Raw genomic sequence first — 22,518 nt, 5'->3', positions numbered from 1 at the left:
AAAAATATTTGTATCTTTGCAAGCGAATTATATTATTTTTAATGAAAATTCTAATTACAGGCGCATCCGGCTTTATCGGTAGCTATATCGTAGAAGAGGCTTTACGACAAGGTATGGAGACCTGGGCAGCGGTACGTAAGTCTAGCTCTCGTAAGTACTTGCAGGATAAGCGCATACATTTTATTGAACTCAATCTCTCATCAGAAACCGACCTGTTGAAAGAATTGGAGGGTCACGATTTTGATTATATTGTTCATGCTGCTGGTGTTACAAAATGCTTGCATCATGAAGATTTCTTCCGTGTGAACACAGAAGGTACAAAGAACCTTGTTCATGCAATTCTGAAACTTAAAATTCCAATCAAAAGATTTGTCTATTTAAGTTCTCTGAGTATCTTTGGCGCTATCAAGGAAAAGCAACCTTATCAAGAGATTACGGAGGGGGATATTCCTCGTCCGAATACGGCTTATGGTAAGAGTAAACTGGCTGCCGAGAAGTTCTTGGATTCTATTGGAAACAATTTCCCGTATATTGTGCTTCGTCCGACAGGTGTCTATGGCCCTCGCGAACGAGATTATTTCTTGATGGCAAAGAGTATCAAGCAGCATACTGATTTCTCGGTGGGTTTCAAACGCCAGGATATCACCTTTGTGTATGTTCAGGATGTGGTACAGGCTGTATTCCTAGCACTAGACCATGGAAAGGATGGACGCAAATACTTCCTGAGTGATGGTGAGGTATACCAGAGTGAGACTTTCAGTAATTTGATACACGAAGAACTTGGATGCCCTTGGTGGATTCGCATCAAGGCACCGGTATGGGTACTTCGTGTGGTTACCTTCTTCGGTGAGTATATCGGTAGAATGACAGGTAAGATTTCGGCTCTGAACAATGATAAATATAATATATTGAAACAACGTAACTGGCGGTGCGATATAGAACCGGCTGTAGATGAACTCGGATATCATCCTCAATATGACTTGGAGCAAGGTGTACATCTGTCTATGGAATGGTATAAGGAGAATCATTGGTTGTAATTATATAGATAAAAAGCATGTTGAAAGATATTTTCAAAATTACCAAGAATCCTAAGAAAGGATTGTTAGCCCTAGAGTGGGTGGTACTGGCATATCTGTTCTTTACTTTGGCCATCATGGCCTTTACTTATACACGTATTGAAAATCCTCAGGCTATGCTTTGGGGACGATTGAGAGTGCTCTTCATGACAGTTGCGGTATGGGGCGTGTATCGTATGCTCCCTTGTAGGTTTACGTTGTTGGTACGTGTGGGTGTACAAATGGGGTTACTGGCATGGTGGTATCCGGATACTTATGAGATAAATCGTATGTTCCCTAATCTAGACCATATTGTGGCGGGGTGGGAACAGAGCCTTTTTGGATTCCAACCAGCACTGGTATTTGCCAAGAATTTCCATTGGGCGATAATAAGTGAGCTCATGGATATGGGATATGTGATGTATTATCCGATGATAGCAGTAGTGGCATTGTTCTACTTCTTTTGTCGTTATCAGGAGTTTGAGCGTTGTTCGTTTATCATCCTCGCTTCTTTCTTTATATATTATGTGATATTTATCTTCTTCCCGGTAGCAGGTCCTACATTCTATTACGATGCAGTAGGAGTGAATGATATTGCGCATGGTATATTCCCGTCACTTGGTGACTATTTCAGTCATACCCAAGACTGTCTTGTGTCACCGGGTTATCAGGACGGATTCTTCTATCAGTTGGTGGAGGATGCAAAGAATGCGGGAGAACGTCCTACGGCAGCTTTTCCAAGTTCACATGTCGGTGTGAGCACAATATGTATGCTTTTGGCTTTGCATAGTAAGAATCGCCGACTCGTCTATGTCTTATTGCCTTTCTATGTATTCCTCTGTATGGCTACGGTCTACATTCAGGCACATTATGCCGTAGATGCTATTGCAGGTCTTATTAGTGCGTTTATTATCTATTATGCACTTCTGTTGGTGTCTAAACCACTAAAACACTAATCCAAAAGTTGGAAAAATAGGGGGTAATTTGTGTAAATCATTTATTTTCAGTAACTTTGCACCCTAAAATGTTTATGAACATATGAGTAAGAAATTATATATAGAGACTTATGGCTGTCAGATGAATGTTGCTGACAGTGAGGTTGTTGCTTCTGTGATGAAGATGGCCGATTATGAAGTTTGCGAGAATGAAGATGAGGCTGATGCTGTATTCTTGAACACTTGCAGTATACGAGAAAATGCAGAGAATAAGATTTATCATCGTCTTGATACTCTTCATGCAGAGCAGAAGAAGGGTCGCAAGTTGATCTTGGGTGTGCTTGGGTGTATGGCCGAGCGTGTTAAAGACGATTTAATCAATAACCATCATGCCAATCTGGTATGTGGACCGGATTCTTACTTGAACCTTCCTGATATGATTGCTCAATGTGAGATGGGACATAATGCGGAGAATGTAGAGCTTTCTACCACTGAAACTTATCGCAATATAATTCCTCAGCGTATTGGCGGCAATCGTGTGAGTGGTTTTGTAAGCATCATGCGTGGTTGCAATAACTTCTGTCACTATTGTATTGTACCTTATACTCGTGGTCGTGAACGTAGTCGTGATGTAGAGAGTATTCTTGCCGAGGTACGCGATTTGCACGATAAAGGATTCAAAGAAGTAACCTTATTAGGTCAGAATGTCAACTCTTACGGATTGTTACCGAACGGTAAGCGTCCTGAGAATGGAACATCATTTGCAGAACTTCTCCGTTTGGTTGCCGAAGCTGTGCCTGATATGCGTGTGCGCTTTACAACCTCTAATCCTGAGGATATGAGCGAAGACATCTTGCATGCCATTGCCGATGAGCCAAATCTCTGTAACCACATCCATTTCCCTGCACAGAGTGGAAGCAACAAGATATTGAAGTTGATGAATCGTAAATATACGCGTGAGGATTATCTGAGTAAGGTAGAGGCTATCCGCCGAATTATCCCAGGTTGCGGTATTACCACTGATATCTTTGTAGGTTATCATGATGAGACCGAAGAAGATTTCCAGAAAACCTTGTCGTTGGTTCGCGAGGTGGGATATGATAGTGCCTTTATGTTCAAATACAGCGAGCGTCCTGGTACCTATGCTGCCAAGCATTTACCTGATAACGTATCAGAGGATGAGAAGATCCGTCGACTCAATGAACTAATCAAGCTACAGACAGAGATAAGTGCTGAACAGAATAAGAAAGATGAAGGTAAAGAATTCGTCATCCTTATCGAACGATTCAGTAAGCGCAGTCGTGAGCAACTCATGGGACGCACAGAACAGAATAAAGCTGTCGTCATCAACAAGGGAAATCATCATGTTGGTGATTTTGTCAAAGTTCGTATTACCGGTTCATCATCGGCAACCCTCTTTGGCGAAGAAGTAAAATAAAAACAGAAAACCCTTTGAGGGTTTGTATAGAAATACTATCTTTGCATCGTTATGAAGGAATTTCTGCAAGTATTACGTCGATTTGTGCCTCCTTATAAGAAGTATTTGGCATTTTCGATCTTTTTTAATATATTATCAGCCATACTTAATATCTTCTCGTTTATGGCTTTGGTTCCGATTCTCCAGATCCTTTTCGAGGTAGATGGTGGATTGCGTGTTAATGATTTGATGCCATGGGCATTTGATAAAGAGGTATTGCAGAACAACCTTTCTTATTATGTACAGGAATTGATGATAGATTATGGAGCTACCACAACACTTTTGATTATTGGTATGTTCCTTGCTTTCATGACATTTCTGAAAACGGCAGCATATTTTCTTTCTTCTGCCACGATCATTCCGATCCGTACAGGTGTGGTCCGTGATATCCGTAACCAACTGTATCAGAAGATAACCTCTTTGTCTTTGGAATTTTTCAGTGAAGAGCGCAAGGGCGATATCATTGCCAGAATGAGTGGTGATGTACAGGAAGTAGAAAACAGCATCATGTCGAGTATTGATATGCTATTCAAGAATCCTGTTCTTATCATTATCTATTTCGGAACCCTGTTGGCTATCAGTTGGCAACTGACATTGTTTACCATTATCTTTGTACCAATTTTCGGTTGGTTCATGGGATTTGTCGGCAGAAAGTTGAAGGCACAGAGTACCTTTGCACAAACTTTGTGGAGTGATACCATGAGTCAAGTAGAAGAAACCCTTGGAGGTCTGCGCATCATCAAGGCTTTCTGTGCAGAAGATAAGATGAATGCCCGTTTTGATAAGATCAACACCTCCTATCGTGACAATATCATGAAAGTGAACATTCGTCAGCAGATGGCTCATCCGATGAGCGAATTCTTGGGCACCATCATGATTATCGTAGTCTTGTGGGTTGGTGGTATCCTTGTGTTACGTTATGATGCCCTTGACGGTCCGATATTCATTTACTATCTAGTGATGCTCTATAGTATCATAGCACCATTGAAGGAATTCTCCAAAGCCAGTTACAATATTCCGAAGGGTCTTGCCAGTATCGACAGAATTGATAAAATCCTTAAGGCAGAGATAGAAATACAGGAGAAGCCGGACGCTAAGCATATCACAAGTTTTGAACATCAGATAGAGTTTCGTCATGTTAGTTTTGCCTATACTGATAGTCAGACTGCCGAACTGAAGTATGTGCTTAAGGATATTAATCTCACGATACCAAAAGGTAAAATGGTAGCATTGGTAGGGCAAAGCGGTTCTGGTAAGTCGACATTGGTAGATTTGATACCACGCTATTATGATGTACAGGAAGGAGAAGTGCTCATAGATGGTATTAATGTGAAAGACTTAGGTATTCACGACCTCCGTTCCTTGATAGGTAATGTCAACCAGGAAGCAATTCTCTTCAATGACTCTTTTAAGAATAATATCCGATTTGGTAATGAAGAGGCTACGGATGAAGAAATCATCAATGCAGCCAAGATTGCTAATGCTTATGAGTTTATTATGGAATCGGAACATGGCTTTGATACAAATATCGGAGATCGGGGAGGTCGTCTGTCAGGTGGTCAGCGTCAACGTGTAAGTATTGCACGTGCCATCCTGAAGAATCCTCCTATCCTTATCCTTGATGAAGCAACTTCTGCTCTAGACACAGAGAGTGAGCGATTGGTACAGGATGCACTCACTCATCTGATGAAGACACGTACCACCGTGGCTGTAGCCCATCGACTGAGTACCATCAAGAATGCTGATGAAATTTGTGTGTTGCATGAAGGTGTCATTGTAGAGCGTGGTTCACATGACGATCTGATAGCAAAGGATGGATATTACAAGAAACTGCATGATATGCAGCAAGTATAAAATAGGTATAGAATGAAACGTATTCTCAAATCAACTTTTGGTTCGCCAGTAGCATTGATTTTGAATTTAATCCTGGCTTATGCTATTTATTTTATAGCCAGGGTTACTTATTTTTGTGTAAACTACAGTTATTTCATAGAAGGATTTGCATCTACTCCGCTCAGCCATTGGCTTAAGGGCGGATTTATGTTTGATACAACAGCGATCCTTTACACCAACGCTCTTTATCTTCTGATGATGCTGTTTCCTCTTTGGCAGAAGGAAACCAAGATATATCATAGGGTATGTAAATGGGTTTTCATCATCGTTAATGCGATTACGTTAGCTATCAATCTTGCTGATTCTGTATATTTTCCGTTTACACTTCGTCGTACCACAACTTCTGTATTCCAAGAGTTTGATCATGAGAACAATATAGCAGGAATCATTCTCAACAATACATTTACCCATTGGTATCTTGTCGTTGTCTTTGCCTTTGTGGTCTATCTGGCATGGAAACTCTACGTGATGCCTCGTACGGAAGCCAAGGATTATACCACCGCAAAGAGTCGATGGATATATACCGGTAAACTTTTTGCTTGTCTTGCCATTGCTGTTGTCCTTACCATTGGTGGTTGTCGTGGAGGATTACAGTCCGGTGTTCGTCCCATCACAATCAGCAATGCCAACGAATATGTTGAGCGCCCGACAGATTGTGCTATTGTACTGAATACGCCTTTTGCCCTAATCCGTACAATAGGCAAATCAGACTTTGTAGTTCCTGATTACTATCAGTCACTTCAGGCTTCTGCACAAATCTATCAACCTATTCACAAGGAAGAATATCTGAACTCGATGGTAGATGCAGAACCTACAAAACTACATAAGAAGAATATTGTGATTCTAATTGTAGAAAGTTTTGGACGTGAGTATATCGGTGGCTTCAACAAGGACTTTTTTGGTGGTAAATACAAAGGTTATACCCCAAATGTAGATAAGATTATAGAGAAGAGTTTGGTATATCGCTATTCATTTTGTAATGGTAGAAAGAGTATCGACGGTATGCCATCCGTGCTCTGTAGTATTCCGCGATTTGGAGAACCTTTTATCCTTACACCAGCATCCATGAATACCTATACCGGTATTCCAGGACTGTTGAGCAAGTGGGGCTATCAGACAGCTTTCTTCCATGGCGCAAACAGAGGGTCTATGGGATTCCTTGCTTTTGCCAACAAGATAGGATTCCAGAACTATTATGGTCGACAAGACTATGATGAAGATGCCCGTTTTGGTGGTGATAAAGACTTTGACGGCAACTGGGGAATCTGGGATGAACCGTTCATGCAGTATTATTGCACGAAGATGGGAGAAATGAAAGAACCTTTCATGACGGCTATCTTTACCGTATCTAGTCATGATCCGTTCGTTGTTCCCGATAAATATAAGAATGTATATAAAGAAGAGCATCTTCCTATCCAGAAATGTATCCGTTATACTGATATGGCTATTGGTAAGTTCTTCAAGTCTGCAAGTAAACAAAAATGGTTTAAGAATACCATTTTCGTGATTACCAGCGATCATACAAACCAGAGTGATCATGAACAGTATAAGACGGATATTGGTGGCTTCTGTTCTCCTATTATCATCTATGATCCATCGGGTGAAATCAAGGCTCAACGTGTAGACGGTATCGCTCAGCAGATAGATATCATGCCGACATTACTCAACTATATAGGTTATCCTCATACCTATATGGCCTTTGGTGCCGACTTACTTCGTACTCCTGCACGGGAAACATGGGCTGTAAACTATCTTAATGGTATCTATCAGTATGTGAAATATGGTTATGTCATGCAGTTTGATGGCAAGAAAACCAAAGCAATGTATAAACTTACTGACCTTCTGATGCAGCATAACCTCGTAGGTAAGGTGCCTGAACAAAAGAAAATGGAAACGGAACTTAAGGCTATGATTTATCAATACATGTATCGCATGGTGCATGATAAATTGATGCCTACGAAAAAGTGAAGAGTATGGGTGCAAGGCTGAGTTATATATTCCATAGTGGAAAGAATTCCAAACTGAAATACTATATCGAGTCATTTTGGTCTATTCGGAAACCCCATTGGTTGAAGGTATGGCAATATCGTCATGCCTTATGTTCTTTGGAAAAGCGATTAGACAAGGAGTATATCTTAGAGCGAGTAAACTATTATAACCAACTCACTCAGGATTCTTTTGATAAGAGAACTTTTGCAGAGAAATCTTTGACGCTGAGAGAACAGCCGATAGTACATCCGAAGGTGTATTTCTTGGATTCTTATCGTTATGCAAAGAGTTTCCCTCTTTCCAATCGCTGGTGCCTGTTGGCAGGTGATGTTAATTATGTTCCGGATGTCCCTGCAGTTGTCAAGACCCGTCCTTTGGGAAAAGATACCTGTAATTCAGTTTTGATGAAACTTGATAAGGTACGTCATTTTCTGTTCGTGCATGACAAGAAAAAGTGGATCGAGAAAAAAAATGTGGCTATCTTCCGTGGACTTATTGGTCAAGATGGACAGGTAGATGCCTTCAAACGTAATCGCTATGAGTTCGTCAAACGTTATTTTGGAGACCCGATGGTGGATATTGGTGTACTTGATAAGCAATGCCCGGAATGGTATTCCGAGAAGATGACGATAGGCGAACATCTTGATTATAAGTTTATCATGTCTTTGGAAGGCAATGATGTCGCTAGTAATCTGAAATGGGTGATGTCATCTAATTCGATAGCGGTTATGCCAAGGCCCACCTGTGAGAGTTGGTTTATGGAAGGCAAACTGATCCCTAACTATCACTATATAGAGATCAAATCAGATTATTCTGATTTAAAAGAACGGTTGGCCTATTATATTGATCATCCGGAAGAGGCAGAAGCAATCATTCGTCATGCACACGAATATGTAGATCAGTTTAGAGATCGCAAACGAGAGCATCTGATATCTTATCTAGTTCTAAAAAAATATTTTGATATAACAAATTCATGAAAAAGAGTCTTAGTTTCTTATTATATACCATAGCTTATGGATTTTGGTATCTGATGTCATTGTTACCATTACGGGTATTGTATATCATCTCAGATATACTGTGCTTGTTGGTTGCCGATGTCGTGAGATATCGGCATAAGGTAATCTGGAATAATCTGAAGACATCCTTTCCGGAAAAGACAGATCAAGAACTGAAAGAGATACAAAGAGGGTTCTATCATTATTTCTGTGATTATCTCGTGGAAACTATCAAGTTGATGACGATGAGTCAGGATGAACTCCGTAAACGTATGACTTTTACGGGTATGGAGGAGTTCAACAAAGCATTATCCGAAGGTCAGTCGTTAGGGGTCTATCTAGGTCATCTAGGCAATTGGGAATGGATTACAGCGATGCCTCTTTGGACACCGGATGCTTTGTGTTGCCAACTATATCATCCGTTGGAGAACGAATATTTCGACAGACTCTTTAAGTATGTTCGTGAGCGCCAAGGTGCGCTCTGTATTCCGATGCAAGAGTCCTTGCGTAAGATCATACAGTTCAGACGTGAGGGGAAACCTCTGGTTGTCGGATATATATCAGATCAGGTACCTCTATGGTGGAATATCCACCACTGGCTCGATTTCCTTCATCACGATACCCCAGTGCTTACGGGAGCCGAGAGAATCGTGAAGCATACAGGACAAGCCTTTGTCTATGGCGATGTCACGCGTGTAAGACGAGGCTATTATAATTGTGAGATGAAGGTAATTCGTAGAGATACTAAGGATATTCCGGATTACGAACTTACCGATATCTATTTCCACGAATTAGAGAAGACGATACTCCGACAGCCAGAGATTTATCTTTGGAGTCATAATCGTTGGAAGAGAACACGTGAAGAATTCAACCGTTATTACTATGTCGATGATAATGGTAAGGTAATCATGCGAAAGAATTTGTCATAACTTTATTTTTATGCAGTATCAGGTAAAAGAAGGTTGTAAGAAGGTTGTTATAGTTATTCCGATATATCAATCTGTATTGAAAGACTATGAGATGTCAGCACTAAAGAATAATCTGAAAGTGTTGGCTAAATATCCAACAGTCTTTTTGAAACCTAAAGGATTGGATATCACTAATCTTAAGTCACAGTTTCCACAAGTTGGCGAAGTCACAGTCTCCGATCGTTGGCTTGGTACCAAACGTGGTATTGCCGGGTATAACGAGATGATGCTTTCTGCCGACTTCTATAGTCTATTTTTAGCATATGAATATATGCTTATCTGTCATGTTGATGCTTGGGTATTCCGTGATGAATTAGATTTTTGGTGTAATCAAGGATATGATCATATAGCTTCTCCTTGGCCAAAACGAGAGAGATATACTTATTTTCCTTTGAAACAGTATTTGGAATTAAAACTCTTCTTTAAGCCAAAAAGAAAGAATCTCCATTGTCAGATGTTTGGGCGTATAGGAAATGGCGGGTTCTCATTACGAAGAGTAAGACCTTTCTATAATGCTTGTTTCAAATATAGTAAGGAGATTTCCTATTTCAATTCAAAGTCATGTGATCTCTATAATGAAGATGTATTTTGGTCTTTGATTCCTAAAGAATTGAAGACCCCGAGTGCTCATGAAGCCTTGAAATTCTCTTTTGATATTAAGCCTCAGGTATGTTCTAAGCAGAATAATTATCAACTGCCAATGGCTGTTCATGGATTTCATCAACCTAAACGTCGTGAGTTCTGGAAGTCATATATCGACTGTTTATCAAACTAAAAAGATGAATATCAAGAATACCTTTTTATATCAACTCATAGATTTCTGGAGTCAGAAACTTCGTTATCGAGGCGTCTGTAAGGTGGAATTTGGTGCCCATGTGAAGCATGGAAGTTATTTTGAGGGGAGAAACGTTATAGGAGAGTATACTGTTTTTAAAGGTTCTCTTGGACTTGGTTCCTATCTCGAAAAGAATTGTAATTTATCTGCTCAGATAGGTCGATTTTCTAGTATAGCTCCTCATGTGATTTGTAATCCTGGAATACATTCTTATAAAGCTCCGTTTGCATCAACGTCACCTTTCTTTTTTGATTCTCATCGCAAGAAAAAGTTGACCTTTGCGTCTGAAGATGCCATGAAATTCTTTAGGAGAGTTGATGATGATAATAGTATAGATGTACAAATTGGTAACGACTGTTGGATAGGTGAGGGAGCATTCTTGGTAGGAGGAATTCATATTGGCGATGGAGCCGTGGTGCTTGCCCGTGCAGTCGTAACACATGATGTAGAGCCTTATGCTATTGTTGGAGGGGTACCGGCTCGTGTTATCGGTTATCGATACGATAAGGAAACGATCAAATTCCTGTTACATCGCAAATGGTGGGACGAATCAGAAGACTGGCTTCGCGAAAACTGGAAATTATTGACAGATATAGAAGCACTCAAAGCTTCTTCTACACAGAATATTGATAAACAATAAAGATTAGAAAATTGAAAACAGATTATATTATAGGATATGATGCCAAGCGTATTGTTCGAAATCGAACGGGACTGGGCAGTTATGGACGAAACCTAGTCAATGCCTTGACTCAGGTGGAACATCCCAAGGAGATGCTTCTGTATACACCGGATTCCGGATATGATGATTTGAGTCGTCAGATGAAACTTTCAGATGGTGTCCGCTTTGTATATCCTGAGCATATTCATTTCCGTATTCAGAAAGATATGTGGCGCAATAAAGGTATCGTCAAAGACCTGAAACGCGATCATGTGGATGTCTTTCACGGACTTTCCGGTGAACTGCCTAAAGGATTGAAGAAGGAAGGTATCAGAGGACTTGTTACCATCCATGACCTTATCTTCCTGCGTCATCCTGAGTTTTACCATTGGATAGATGTTCAGATCTATCGTCGTAAGTTTCTGCGTACATTAAAAGAGGCTACAAGAATTATTGCGATTAGTGAATGCACAAAACGGGATATTTTATATTATGGAAATTTCCCAGAAGACAAAATTGATGTTGTTTATCAAGGTTGTAGTAATCGTTTTAGAACTTCGGTGGAAGAGGAGATCTTAAAGCGTGTAAAAGAAAAGTATGCATTACCAGATAGATATATACTTAATGTTGGTTCTATAGAGGCCCGTAAGAACGTTCTTTTGGCTGTTAAGGCACTCTGTAAACTTCCTGAAGATATATCCATCGTTATTGTAGGAAAGCATACTAAGTATACAGATCAGGTGATGGAATATGCAAAGAAGCATCAGTTGACTTCGCGTGTACATATCCTTCACGGAGTTTCCAACGAAGATTTACCGGCCATTTATCATCTAGCAGAAGTCTTTGTATATCCATCTCGTTATGAAGGATTTGGTATTCCGATCATAGAGGCTATCCAGTCTGGATTGCCTGTCGTGGCATGTACAGGCAGTTGTCTAGAAGAGGCTGGAGGTCCTGATAGCTTATATGTCGACCCAGATGATGAGAAAGCTATGGCTGATGCTATCCAAAAAGCATCAGAAGAGAAAGAAATACGTGTCAGAAAAAGTCAGGAATACATTCAACGATTTGAGAATAGTAATCTAGCAAATCAGATGATGGAGGAGTACGATAAAACAATGAATGACGAGTAGGAGGATATATTATTTCCTTCATAATCGAAGTTCTGTTGTTGGATGTATTTATGTGCGTTCGATGTACCACGGCCGTGGTACAAGTGTGCGACGGTCGTGGTATAGTTGTGCGACGGCCGTCGCACACTTGTGCGTCGAACGTCATACATGAAATAATACCAGAAAAGATCAAATCATTTATTAGTTAACATTATCTATGTCGTTATGAGATAACCGAACATAGTCTTTAGTATAGAGTTCATAGCACAATTTGAACCATACGATACTTACAGGGAGAGCACGTAAGGCGTATGGTTGGATGAGTCCCTTTCTCACAATTCTAGGTAATATATCACTATTGCCCATCCCCGCGATGATAAACGCGAGTACCATCAAGGCAAGGTCCCATCTGCTACGTTTCCAGGGAGATACTGTATACCAGATGCATATTCCAGTCATCGCAATGATATATCCGCTCGACTCACTACCTGTACTGAAAAGTATGGTGAACATGAGGGTGGAAGCAAGTATCGTTTCACGGAAGGAGAGATTCTTGATTTGTTTGAATCTTAAGTAAGGCAACAAGAACATTACCATTCCAGGAATAACAAGCCATAGGTCGGAATAGGAATCGTTGCCGCTGATTCTACGTGCCATGCCTAGTAGAGATACATTCTGATAGATGGAGTCTGTATTCAGCCCATTCTTATTGACCAAACTTGGTAGCCAGTCTTGATATTGTTGGATAACATATTCCGGACTACTGATAAGCATTGGTAAGACGAATAATATAGAAGTCCAAAATACCAATGAGAGAATAAATCTACCCTTATGTTTCGAGAAGAAAAAGAAGGCTAGTCCCATGACTCCATAGATCTTGGTCATGGTACCCAATACAATGAACAAGGCGGCCCATCCGTCTTTCTCTTTTTCGATTAGGAAGAATGAAGAGACGATGATGGCCGCAATAGCCACGTTGAACTGCTGCATGAAGAGCGCATCCAGAAGGATAGGTGCGCAAAACCAATAGATAAAGTTCTTTTGATGATCGGTTAAGGTTGACTTCCTGATAACCCAGTAGAGCCACATAGACAGAAAAACAAGCCAAAACAAGAGACCTGCCCATTCGGGGAGTAATGCAAATGGGGCAACAACCATTGAGAATATAGGACCATAATAGTTGTAATCAAAATATTCTTTAGGATATGCTGCATAAAGAGATGTGCCATTGACGGTATGCCAAAATACCCCTCGGAAGACCTTGAAGTTGTTATCTTTGGATAGTTTCAGCATGCCTATAAGAGCAAGGATGATCCAAAGGAATAGAGTGGTTTTCCTTTCTTTGAAGAAAGGGCGCATACAGAACATATTGATCTTTTGATATGCGATATCGAGTTTTTCTCTCATTCTTAATATGAATTGAAAATATATTATTTCTGACTATGCTTTTTGGTGAAAGCCTCCTTGATGACATAAACGGGACGGTTTTTCGATTCAATGAATATTTTGCCAAGATATTCCCCCATCACCCCTAAAGCAATCAGTTGTACGCCACTCAAGAATAGAATTGTTGTCATCAGGGTTGGATATCCAGCCACAGGATCTCCATAGAGCCATGTGTGTATTAATGTGTATGTCATGAAGATGAAAGCCAATATAGAGACCAGGATCCCTAAGTATGCTGCCCATTTCAGAGGAGCTACACTAAAGCTCGTGATACCATCAACGGCAAGATGCATCAGAGAACGATAGCTCATGTGACTCTCACCGGCTATGCGAGGTTGTGTTTCAAATTCCACATAGGTTTTGTTGAATCCTATCCAAGCATACATACCCTTGGTATATCTTTCCGATTCCCTTAGTCTTTTGAGTTCATCGATGCACTTTCTGTCTAAGAGTCTGAAGTCTCCGACATTAGGGAGAATATCATATCTGGCAGATTTCTGTAACAGTTTATAGAAGAGTAACGAACAGTTTCTCCTTATCCACGACTCTTTACCTCGAGACAGTCTCTTGCCATATACATCATCAAATCCTTCTTCCCATTTCTCCAACATCTTAGGAATTGCCGATACAGGATGCTGTAGGTCGGCATCCATGATAATGATGCAGTCGCCGCTGGCATAATCGAATCCTGCCAAAAGAGCGTTCTCCTTACCGAAATTGCGAGAAAGATCGATGAACGAAACCCTTGGGTCTTCCTGATGCAGCTGGTGTATCAGTTCCATAGTTTTGTCAGAACTTCCATCATTGATCAATAGAATCTCCCATTCATATTGTTGATGTTGCTCAGTCAACTCTTTTAATACACCGTATAATGCCGATAACGAAGCTTCTTCGTTATAGCACGGAATGACAAGTGAAACCAGTTTCTTATTCATCGTCTTTTAAGTTTTTTTTCTTGAAGGCAAAGAATCTTTGTCCTAGATAGTTGAGGACGGTAAAGAATCCGCTACCTGCAAGCATAGCGATGTTTTCGAGGAATGCCTTGCTGAAAGCAAAGTCTAATAGCAACAGGCACCATCTTACTATTGGTCGGGCTATGCTGAAAGCAATGAAATAACAGATAGCGATATTCACGACAAATCGAATAAACGAATAGCCGTCATCTTCCTTATATTTAAATGTATAGTTTTTGTTCAGAAAATAGCTGATGATGCTGGCGATAACATAGTCTAGTGCTGTGGATAGCCAATAACCGAAATGAAATAAGTTGTAGCATGAAAACATGATAGCCAGTCCGATAATAGTATTGATAACACCTACTATTATGAATTTTAAAAAAGATTGGTCTTTAAATAAAAATATAATCTTGGAGATCATCTGGTTTTTTCTTTTCGGTTGTATGCTTCTTATCGTTTTGCAAAGATAACGTTTTTATTACGAAATGTCGATAAAAAGAGTAAATTCTTTATATTACAATGTATGATCATGGATTTTTTTGTACTTTTGCCTCCGAATTTAAATTTCGAAGAAAGAAAATGATACTATTAAGTTTTGATACAGAAGAGTTTGAGGTACCCCGTGAACATGGTGTAGAGATTTCCTTGGAAGAAGGAATGAAGGTGTCTGTATATGGTACAAATAAAATCTTGGATGTCTTAAAACAGAATCAAGTACATGCCACATTCTTTTGTACGGGTAACTTTGCAGAGAATGCTCCTGAGGTTATCGAACGTATCAAGCGAGAAGGTCATGAGATAGCCTGTCATGGCGTAGATCATTGGATTCCAAGAGTAGATGATGTCTATCGTTCTAAAGAGATTGTAGAACGCGTGAGTGGGGTGAAGACTTATGGCTATCGACAGCCCCGAATGTTTCCGGTGTCTGATGAGGATATCGAGAAGGCTGGTTATGTGTATAACTCATCGCTGAATCCTGCTTTTATCCCAGGAAGATATATGCATCTCAATACACCTCGTACTTGGTTTATGCGTGGTAAAGTCATGGAAATTCCTGCGTCTGTCACCCCATGTTTTCGTATTCCTTTATTCTGGTTGGCTCTGCACAATTTCCCAGAAAGACTTTACCATTGGTTCGTAAATCGTGTGCTCCGTCATGATGGATATTTCGTCACTTATTTTCATCCATGGGAATTCTATCAGTTGAAAGAGCACCCAGAATATAAGATTCCGCTTATCATCAAGAACCATAGCGGAAATGAGATGGTCAACCGTCTTGACCGCTTAGTGAAGATGTTGAAAAGTAGAAATCAAGAATTTGTGACGTTCTCGGAGTTTGTTAAGCGCCGGATATCCAAATAAAATGGATATTGGGCGTTTACCTTACAGCGATGTCGTCATACAATTTCTGAAGGTATGCTTTACCCTTCTGTACTAGTTTCTTACTTTCCCCTTTACTAACAACAACCTTTTTATTCTTATTGTTGAATATCAGATAATTACCATTCTGGTTCATTCCCCAAGCATCAGGAACAGTAAAGAATGCAAAATGCGGAACTTGTGGGGACAACATGTTCTTGCTGAATTTCATGTCATGATGTGCGATACCCATCTGTCCTAGAAGAGTTGCCGCTATATCCTGTTGCGATCCGTATGTCTTAATCTGTTTAGGGGCTTTGATAGCGCCACCTAACCAAACCATTGGTATTTGATATCTACTGATGCTGAAATTGTCGATATTTTCCGGGAAGCATCCGAGATGGTCCGGGATAAGAATTACGAGAGATCTGTTCCATCTGTCACTTCCTTTAAGTTTGTTGATGAACTTCCCGATGCAACTGTCGGTATAGTTGAAAGCGTTCAAAACCTTATCGTTAAGTTTGTGATAAGGTACATCGAAAGGTTCGTGCGAACTACTTGTCTGTATCACCCAAAGACGTGGTTTCTTGTCTTTCGCCTTTAGATTCTGTTGTACGCGTTGAAATAAAAAATGATCGGGTACACCCCATTTGCAAATCTGTTCGTTTATTGGGAAACTGGTATTACTGGTGATATCTGTAAAATCCATGCTAACCATATAGGAACGCATATTGGTGAAGTCTGCGTCTCCACCATAGAAATATCTCAGATTGTATCCTCGTTGTGACAACTTTTTACCGATGGAAGGCAGTTTGTTAGTCTTCTTGGGATATTTCATCAAACTCATCGTTGGTTGAGCCGGATAACCACTCAGAATAGCCAATGTACCACGATCCGTTCGGAAACTGTTCGCGTACATGTTTTCAAAGTAAACACCCTCATGGCATAATGCTTTGAGATGAGGCGTGACGCCTGTTTTCATCACAGCATCAGAAAAGCTTTCTAATATAATAATGTATATATCTGGGCGTTTCTCCTTGAGCAACATCTCGGTATCCTTATCGCTGGTACTTATCATTCCACTAACAATCTCCCCGGCTTTTTTGTCGTCCATGAAACGATACTGGTTAGCAAAGTCGTTGTCTTTGGTGATGCTCTCCAGTAAACTGAATGTTGGATTCACGGCAGCATGGTTCAATTTCATTTCATTACTGAAATATGCACTTCCTGTATTCTGGGTGGAAGCGGTAATTCCACCACGTATAGGGATGAAGAGAAATGCTGTCATCACGGTTAATATAATAGTGGTGGTGATGGCAATCTTCTTGCTGCTGATGGCCGGAATGTCGAGAAGTTTGTGAACACATTGTAGAATGTTGCTCGTAACATAAATCATACCGATGGTAGCGATGATACCAGCAATTGTGACGCCGATACTTACACTCGCTATGGCGTCTATAGGGGATGACAAGAAATAGAATACGGGAGTAGAATCTAGAGGAAATCCCCAGAATTTATAGAGAATGATATTCAGAAAGAAAGTTACGATGATGATAGTAGAGGCTAGAATATTGTATATTCGTCTGATGTGATGGGTGGTATTTCCTTCCTTCCAAACCTCTGCGATAAGTAGTAATGCGGGAATGATCATGAGATAACCGGCCATCGTAAAATCTATCGACAGTCCGTGATAGACGACTCGGAGCCAATCTGCCTTACTGGCAATATCACGGCAATAGATAGCCATAAAGAAAGGTTTCTGTATTACGTAAAGTGTTACGAAAGTCAGATATGTAATGATGAATTTTAAAATCTGTATTCTGATGAAATGTCTACGAATTATACCCATAATGTTGAACCGTTGTTCTATACGCCCGCAAAGTTAGTTATTCTTATTAAGAAAAACGAATAATTTCTTGGGTTTATAATTCGTGCTCAGATATTTGTCAAAATCTTCTTTTACGTGAGTCTCTATATATTAGGAAATTAGATAATTTAACTGTTAATAAAATTGAATATTAGCACTTGAAAATGGTATTCTTGCAATCTTTAAAATTTCTAAAATGTAGCATCTGAAGTATACAACTAATTGATATTTTTACTAATTTTGCTTTCGTATAAAATGGTAAACTTGGTAACCCTAAGTATTACAAAAGTTTCCCAAAACGGAAAACTTTTTTAATTTTAAAATGATAAAACTTATCCAAAAATAATAATAAACTGCTCGATATGGAAATGAAAGACTTCGCAATCACGAAACGAGATGGCTCAAAAGAGCGCTTTTCTTTAGACAAAATAATGAATGCTATTATCAAGGCATTTGAGTCTGTTAAGGAACCTGCTAATCTTGGCATTATCTCCAAGATAATCAGCAACTTAGACCTCTGCGACGGTATCAAGGTAGAGGATATCCAGAACCAGGTAGAGACGGCCTTGATGAAGGAAGGTTATTATAAGGTTGCAAAGAGTTTCATTATCTATCGTCAACAGCATTCTGAGGATCGTGATACGATTGAGAAAATGAAATTTTTGTCAGACTACATGGAAGCTGACAATGCCGCAACGGGTTCAAAGTTTGACGCAAATGCAAATGTTGAGCATAAAAATATAGCAACTTTAATCGGTGAATTGCCAAAGGCAGGATTCATCCGTTTGAATCGTCGTCTACTTACCGACCGTATAAAAAAGATGTATGGTAAGGAATTGGCAGACGAATATATCGAATGTTTGACACACCATTTTATATATAAGAACGATGAAACAAATTTAGCCAACTATTGCGCCTCTATTACCATGTATCCATGGTTGATAGGAGGTACGACAAGTATTGGCGGAAATTCTACGGCTCCAACCAACCTTAAATCATTCTGTGGCGGTTTTATCAATATGGTGTTTATGGTAAGTAGTATGCTTGCCGGTGCATGTGCCACCCCAGAGTTCTTGATGTATATGAATTATTTCATTGAGTTGGAATATGGCAAGGATTATTGGAAACACCCGGATGAAGTCGTTGACATGAGCTTGAAGAAGCGTACCATCGACAAGGTCATCACAGATTGTTTCGAACAGATTGTCTATTCTTTGAACCAACCGACAGGAGCTCGTAACTATCAGGCTGTATTCTGGAATATCAGCTACTATGATCGCTACTATTTTGATTCTCTTTTCGGTAACTTTTATTTCCCTGATGGTTCACAACCAGATTGGGATGGTTTGAACTGGTTGCAGAAGCGCTTTATGGTATGGTTTAATGAGGAGCGTACCAAGACGGTTCTTACCTTCCCTGTAGAAACTATGGCGATGCTTACGGAGAATGGTGATTGTAAGGATAAGGAATGGGGCGATTTTGCTGCGAAAATGTATTCTGAAGGCCACAGTTTCTTTACCTATCTGAGTGATAATGCAGATTCGCTGTCTAGTTGTTGTCGTCTACGCAATGAAATTCAGGATAATGGATTTAGTTATACACTTGGTGCTGGTGGTGTGAGCACAGGTTCCAAGAGTGTACTTACCATCAATTTGAATCGTTGTGTACAATATGCTGTGAACCATCAGCAGGATTATAAGGAATATCTCGCTCATGTCATAGATCTCTGTCATAAGGTACAGTTGGCCTACAACGAGAATCTGAAGGCTCTTCAGGCTCATGGTATGTTGCCATTGTTCGATGCCGGATATATCAATATCAATCGCCAGTATCTCACCATAGGTATCAATGGTCTTGTTGAGGCTGCCGAGTTTATGGGACTTACGATAACTCCTAATGATGACTATAAGCATTTTGTACAGGGCATTCTTTCTCTTATCGAAAAGTATAACAAACAGTATCGTTCTAAGGAAGTGATGTTCAATTGCGAGATGATTCCTGCCGAGAACGTAGGTGTTAAGCATGCTAAATGGGATCGTGAGGATGGCTATTTCGTTCCTCGTGATTGTTATAATAGTTACTTCTATGTTGTAGAGGACGACTCTTTGGATATTGTCGATAAGTTTAAGTTGCATGGTACTCCGTATATCGAGCATCTTACAGGTGGTTCTGCTCTTCATATGAACCTTGAAGAGCATCTGAGTCAGGCTCAGTATCGTCAACTTTTCCGTGTAGCTGCCAAGGAGGGATGTAACTACTTTACCTACAATATTCCTAACACAGTATGTAATGAATGTGGTCATATCGATAAGAGATATCTTAAAGAGTGCCCTTGCTGCCATAGTAAGAATGTTGACTATCTTACTCGTATTATCGGTTATCTGAAACGAGTAAGCAACTTCTCTGAGGCTCGTCAGAAAGAAGCACATCGCCGTTACTATGCAGGCAATGAAAAATATCAGTCAGCAGCCATAGCAGTTCCAACAATAGACGTTAAGAAGAATGCTTAAATACGTAAATACAGGAATAGTCTTCCAGGAGATACCCGACGAGATGACATTATCGATAAATATATCGAATTGCCCTTGTCATTGTCCTGGCTGCCATAGTAGTTATCTGTGGCAGGATATTGGTGAACCACTTACTCCAATGGTTCTCGAACAGTTCATACAGAAGTATGAAGACGAGATTACTTGTATTTGTTTTATGGGTGGTGATGCAGAACCTAAGGCTGTTAATGATTTAGCTGTTTATCTACATCGTGAACATCCACAATATAAGGTGGGATGGTATAGTGGAAGAACTCATGTTTCTACGTCGATATGCAAGAGCAACTTTGATTATATCAAGGTTGGGCCATATATTAAGCATCTAGGTTGTTTGAAGGATATGACAACTAATCAACGTTTGTATAAACGTGTGTCAGGAGATGAATTCAGCGATATTACATCCCGATTTTGGCGAAAGAAAGACTAAAATCTCCAACGAATCTGCATTTCCATATCTGTTTTGGAACTATGATTGATTTGTTGGTAAGAACTGGATATTTGGGCACGGTCGAAATAATCGGTCGTGCCTATTTTTGTTGTGAGCGTCACAGATTTCCCGATGTTAGTATGTAGATATAGTGCATATCTTATCCCTCTGCCATAGTAGTTGTTGAATCCCATGTCGTAAAGCATGCCTGGCTCGAAGGTGTATATGCGCGTATGGTAGTCGGGTGTATGGAAATATCCTAGGATGATGGCAGATTGTAATTGTTTATAGTTCCATCTCAGCGATTCAGAAACCATATATCCAGTAGTACTATTACTTTCCTTCTGATAATGGTTTATGTTCAGTGAAGTACAAGAATACCAAATGGTATCCTGATATTTTACTGCAATTCTACAGCGTTGAATATTCTCATATACCAGTTTTGTTTTCTTCTGATTGTCCTTCTCTCGCCATTTTATTCGATATCTGACATCAAAGTTCCATTTCTGTAGTTGGTAACTGGCAGAGAAGAATTGGTCGAAAGCATGTGAACCGACCTTACTGGCACCATATTTAGGCCATATAAAATATACAATATCAGTATATTCCATGAGACTAAGATGTGGAATAGGCCTCCAGTTGATTCCTGTATAAAGTCCTTTCTCATCTTGTATGTTTCCTCCTTCTGAAAAACTGTTGCTGAAGAAAGAATAGTATTTGTGAGAGTAGAAACGATATAGAGCCAACAAGGATAAGCTGTTGTTTATTTGCCATGAAACCATGTCCAATGTTGCTATACCATGTCTGTTGTTCGTAGCCGTTTCTCCTTGTAGCGTGAGACTATGATTGACATAACCATAGTCGATGCTTGCATTCCAAAAACGCTGACCATATGGCATGAAATGTTGGTATAGTGCATTCCTGCCAGGGTGATAAGGATGATTGAATCCAGTGAGAAACCCTGTTGTCCCGATATGAAATCCGTTCCAGAAATAATTGATGTTTCCTCCAACGAGACTTTCTGTAGCATTTTGTTTCTGTAGTATTTCCTTTGAGGTGCGATGGTAGCCTGTTTTTATGATAGCCTTGATAGATTGGTCATCTTGATTGAAACTAGCATCAATGTTACGATAAGATAAAAAACCCGTGATGTTAAGGTTATGAAGTGGTTCTACCGTCGCTGTTGCACCTTGTAAATAATTTGCTTCGCTACGTGAGGAATGAACATGTATCGCATGAGTAGTATGTCCTAGATTCGTTAATGCGATGATTTTTCCTAGTCCAAAACTATTATTCATGATCAGTCCTGCCCCGAATTGTAGATGATATCTTCCAAGGGTAAGATTTTTGAGTTTACCGAGTTTCTGTATCTGTAGATAGAAAGAATAATAGTCGTATCCCCATCGGTTGCAATCTGCGAAAAAGGGTTCTCCGGCATCTTGTGCCCCCATAATTCCAAATCTTACCAAATCGCTGAATCTGAAATTATAGCGTATTCCATGTTTATAGGGATATCCTCGGTATATAGAAGAGTCTCCTTTCCTGCGATAAAATGGTATGTTGATATTTGCTGTTACCTCATGATGTCCATATTGCATAATCTTCCTAAACGAAGGAAACTGTTTATCTTCTATATGTCCTGCGTAGACGAAATATTCCAAGAGTTTACGTTGAGGATAGTCCAAACTGCCAATCATGGCCAATTCATTGATCGTTCTCATCTCTCCATATTGATAGAGATAAGCAAGAATATCTTCCACCTGTTGAGCTGTGAGAAAAGGTAACTGTTCCAAATCCTCTCTTGTCGCGGTGTTGATATTCATAGGGTGAGTAGTTAAATCGGAAAGAAAGTCATAGTAATCCTCCCATGACACCGACTCAAAGTCTTCCGTCTCACTAAGTTGTTGTAGATATTCCTCCCATGGTTGTCGTTGTTGTGCGATTAGATGAATAGGAGAAAGAAATTCTACAGCAATAATTATCATTAAAGCTATTTT

At 39.9% G+C, this 22,518-nt stretch carries 18 protein-coding genes; 13 read left to right on the top strand and 5 right to left on the bottom strand.

Annotation, left to right across the window (positions count from 1 at the left end; all coding sequences use genetic code 11):
* Positions 1 to 41 precede the first annotated feature (41 nt).
* The 10 genes from K333_RS0101115 (at position 42) to K333_RS0101070 (ending at position 11,938) form a co-directional block, all read left to right on the top strand.
* Positions 42 to 1,037 carry an NAD-dependent epimerase/dehydratase family protein gene (locus K333_RS0101115; protein ID WP_024989520.1) on the top strand — a complete coding sequence of 332 codons (996 nt, stop codon included), beginning with the start codon at positions 42 to 44 and terminating at the stop codon, positions 1,035 to 1,037.
* 17 nt (positions 1,038 to 1,054) lie between these two features.
* The gene (locus K333_RS0101110; protein WP_036886017.1) at positions 1,055 to 2,011 is read left to right on the top strand and encodes a phosphatase PAP2 family protein; all 957 of its coding nucleotides are present in this window, start codon (positions 1,055 to 1,057) and stop codon (positions 2,009 to 2,011) included.
* 82 nt (positions 2,012 to 2,093) lie between these two features.
* A complete protein-coding gene (gene miaB / locus K333_RS0101105) occupies positions 2,094 to 3,428 on the top strand; it encodes a tRNA (N6-isopentenyl adenosine(37)-C2)-methylthiotransferase MiaB (protein ID WP_024989518.1) in 1,335 nt (444 codons plus the stop codon).
* Positions 3,429 to 3,479: 51 nt separating this feature from the next.
* Positions 3,480 to 5,321 (top strand): ABC transporter ATP-binding protein, encoded by a 1,842-nt coding sequence (locus K333_RS0101100; RefSeq protein WP_024989517.1) that lies wholly within the window; start codon positions 3,480 to 3,482, stop codon positions 5,319 to 5,321.
* A 12-nt stretch (positions 5,322 to 5,333) separates the two neighbouring features.
* Positions 5,334 to 7,328, top strand: a complete 1,995-nt coding sequence (locus K333_RS0101095) for an LTA synthase family protein (protein ID WP_027452232.1) — start codon at positions 5,334 to 5,336, stop codon at positions 7,326 to 7,328.
* Positions 7,329 to 7,333: 5 nt separating this feature from the next.
* Positions 7,334 to 8,326, top strand: a complete 993-nt coding sequence (locus K333_RS0101090; RefSeq protein ID WP_024989516.1) for a glycosyl transferase family 90 — start codon at positions 7,334 to 7,336, stop codon at positions 8,324 to 8,326.
* Entirely contained in the window at positions 8,323 to 9,273 is a 951-nt protein-coding gene (locus K333_RS0101085) for a lysophospholipid acyltransferase family protein (RefSeq protein ID WP_024989515.1), read from the top strand. The genes K333_RS0101090 and K333_RS0101085 overlap by 4 nt, the downstream gene beginning before the upstream one ends.
* A 10-nt stretch (positions 9,274 to 9,283) precedes the next feature.
* Positions 9,284 to 10,087 (top strand): DUF5672 family protein, encoded by an 804-nt coding sequence (locus K333_RS0101080; RefSeq protein ID WP_024989514.1) that lies wholly within the window; start codon positions 9,284 to 9,286, stop codon positions 10,085 to 10,087.
* A 4-nt stretch (positions 10,088 to 10,091) separates the two neighbouring features.
* Positions 10,092 to 10,787, top strand: a complete 696-nt coding sequence (locus tag K333_RS0101075; protein ID WP_024989513.1) for a CatB-related O-acetyltransferase — start codon at positions 10,092 to 10,094, stop codon at positions 10,785 to 10,787.
* A gap of 11 nt (positions 10,788 to 10,798) precedes the next feature.
* A complete protein-coding gene (locus K333_RS0101070; protein WP_404827989.1) occupies positions 10,799 to 11,938 on the top strand; it encodes a glycosyltransferase family 4 protein in 1,140 nt (379 codons plus the stop codon).
* 180 nt (positions 11,939 to 12,118) lie between these two features.
* Here K333_RS0101070 and K333_RS0101065 read toward each other — a convergent pair whose 3' ends face one another.
* From K333_RS0101065 to K333_RS0101055, 3 genes are read right to left on the bottom strand one after another with little or no spacing between them, the layout of a single operon-like run.
* Positions 12,119 to 13,324 carry a glycosyltransferase family 87 protein gene (locus K333_RS0101065; protein ID WP_373276994.1) on the bottom strand — a complete coding sequence of 402 codons (1,206 nt, stop codon included), beginning with the start codon at positions 13,322 to 13,324 and terminating at the stop codon, positions 12,119 to 12,121.
* Between the two features lie 23 nt (positions 13,325 to 13,347).
* Complete coding sequence (locus tag K333_RS0101060) at positions 13,348 to 14,298, bottom strand: glycosyltransferase family 2 protein (protein ID WP_024989511.1); 951 nt, start codon at positions 14,296 to 14,298, stop codon at positions 13,348 to 13,350.
* On the bottom strand, positions 14,291 to 14,740 hold the full coding sequence (locus K333_RS0101055; RefSeq protein WP_051230824.1) for a GtrA family protein: 450 nt from the start codon (positions 14,738 to 14,740) through the stop codon (positions 14,291 to 14,293). Before K333_RS0101055 ends, K333_RS0101060 begins: the two co-directional genes overlap by 8 nt.
* Positions 14,741 to 14,898: 158 nt before the next feature.
* Here K333_RS0101055 and K333_RS0101050 point away from each other — a divergent pair, with 158 nt between their 5' ends.
* The gene (locus K333_RS0101050) at positions 14,899 to 15,681 is read left to right on the top strand and encodes a polysaccharide deacetylase family protein (RefSeq protein ID WP_024989510.1); all 783 of its coding nucleotides are present in this window, start codon (positions 14,899 to 14,901) and stop codon (positions 15,679 to 15,681) included.
* A gap of 16 nt (positions 15,682 to 15,697) precedes the next feature.
* Here the strand turns inward: K333_RS0101050 and K333_RS0101045 are convergent, their stop codons facing one another.
* Positions 15,698 to 17,527: an LTA synthase family protein gene (locus K333_RS0101045; RefSeq protein ID WP_081657172.1), complete on the bottom strand. Its 1,830-nt coding sequence runs from the start codon at positions 17,525 to 17,527 to the stop codon at positions 15,698 to 15,700.
* A gap of 380 nt (positions 17,528 to 17,907) precedes the next feature.
* Between K333_RS0101045 and nrdD the strand changes: the two genes are divergently transcribed.
* Positions 17,908 to 20,055: an anaerobic ribonucleoside-triphosphate reductase gene (gene nrdD, locus K333_RS0101040; RefSeq protein ID WP_024989508.1), complete on the top strand. Its 2,148-nt coding sequence runs from the start codon at positions 17,908 to 17,910 to the stop codon at positions 20,053 to 20,055.
* The gene (gene nrdG, locus K333_RS0101035; protein ID WP_024989507.1) at positions 20,048 to 20,521 is read left to right on the top strand and encodes an anaerobic ribonucleoside-triphosphate reductase activating protein; all 474 of its coding nucleotides are present in this window, start codon (positions 20,048 to 20,050) and stop codon (positions 20,519 to 20,521) included. Before nrdD ends, nrdG begins: the two co-directional genes overlap by 8 nt.
* Here nrdG and K333_RS0101030 read toward each other — a convergent pair.
* The gene (locus K333_RS0101030; protein WP_161624542.1) at positions 20,518 to 22,506 is read right to left on the bottom strand and encodes a helix-hairpin-helix domain-containing protein; all 1,989 of its coding nucleotides are present in this window, start codon (positions 22,504 to 22,506) and stop codon (positions 20,518 to 20,520) included. The two genes, nrdG and K333_RS0101030, sit on opposite strands and share 4 nt — an antisense overlap.
* Between the last annotated feature and the right edge of the window lie 12 nt (positions 22,507 to 22,518).

It is taken from the genome of Segatella albensis DSM 11370 = JCM 12258 (assembly GCF_000426565.1).
Lineage (GTDB): Bacteria > Bacteroidota > Bacteroidia > Bacteroidales > Bacteroidaceae > Prevotella > Prevotella albensis.
The sequence above is the reverse complement of the archived record's forward strand: the minus strand, read 5'-3'. Positions and strand labels throughout refer to the sequence as shown.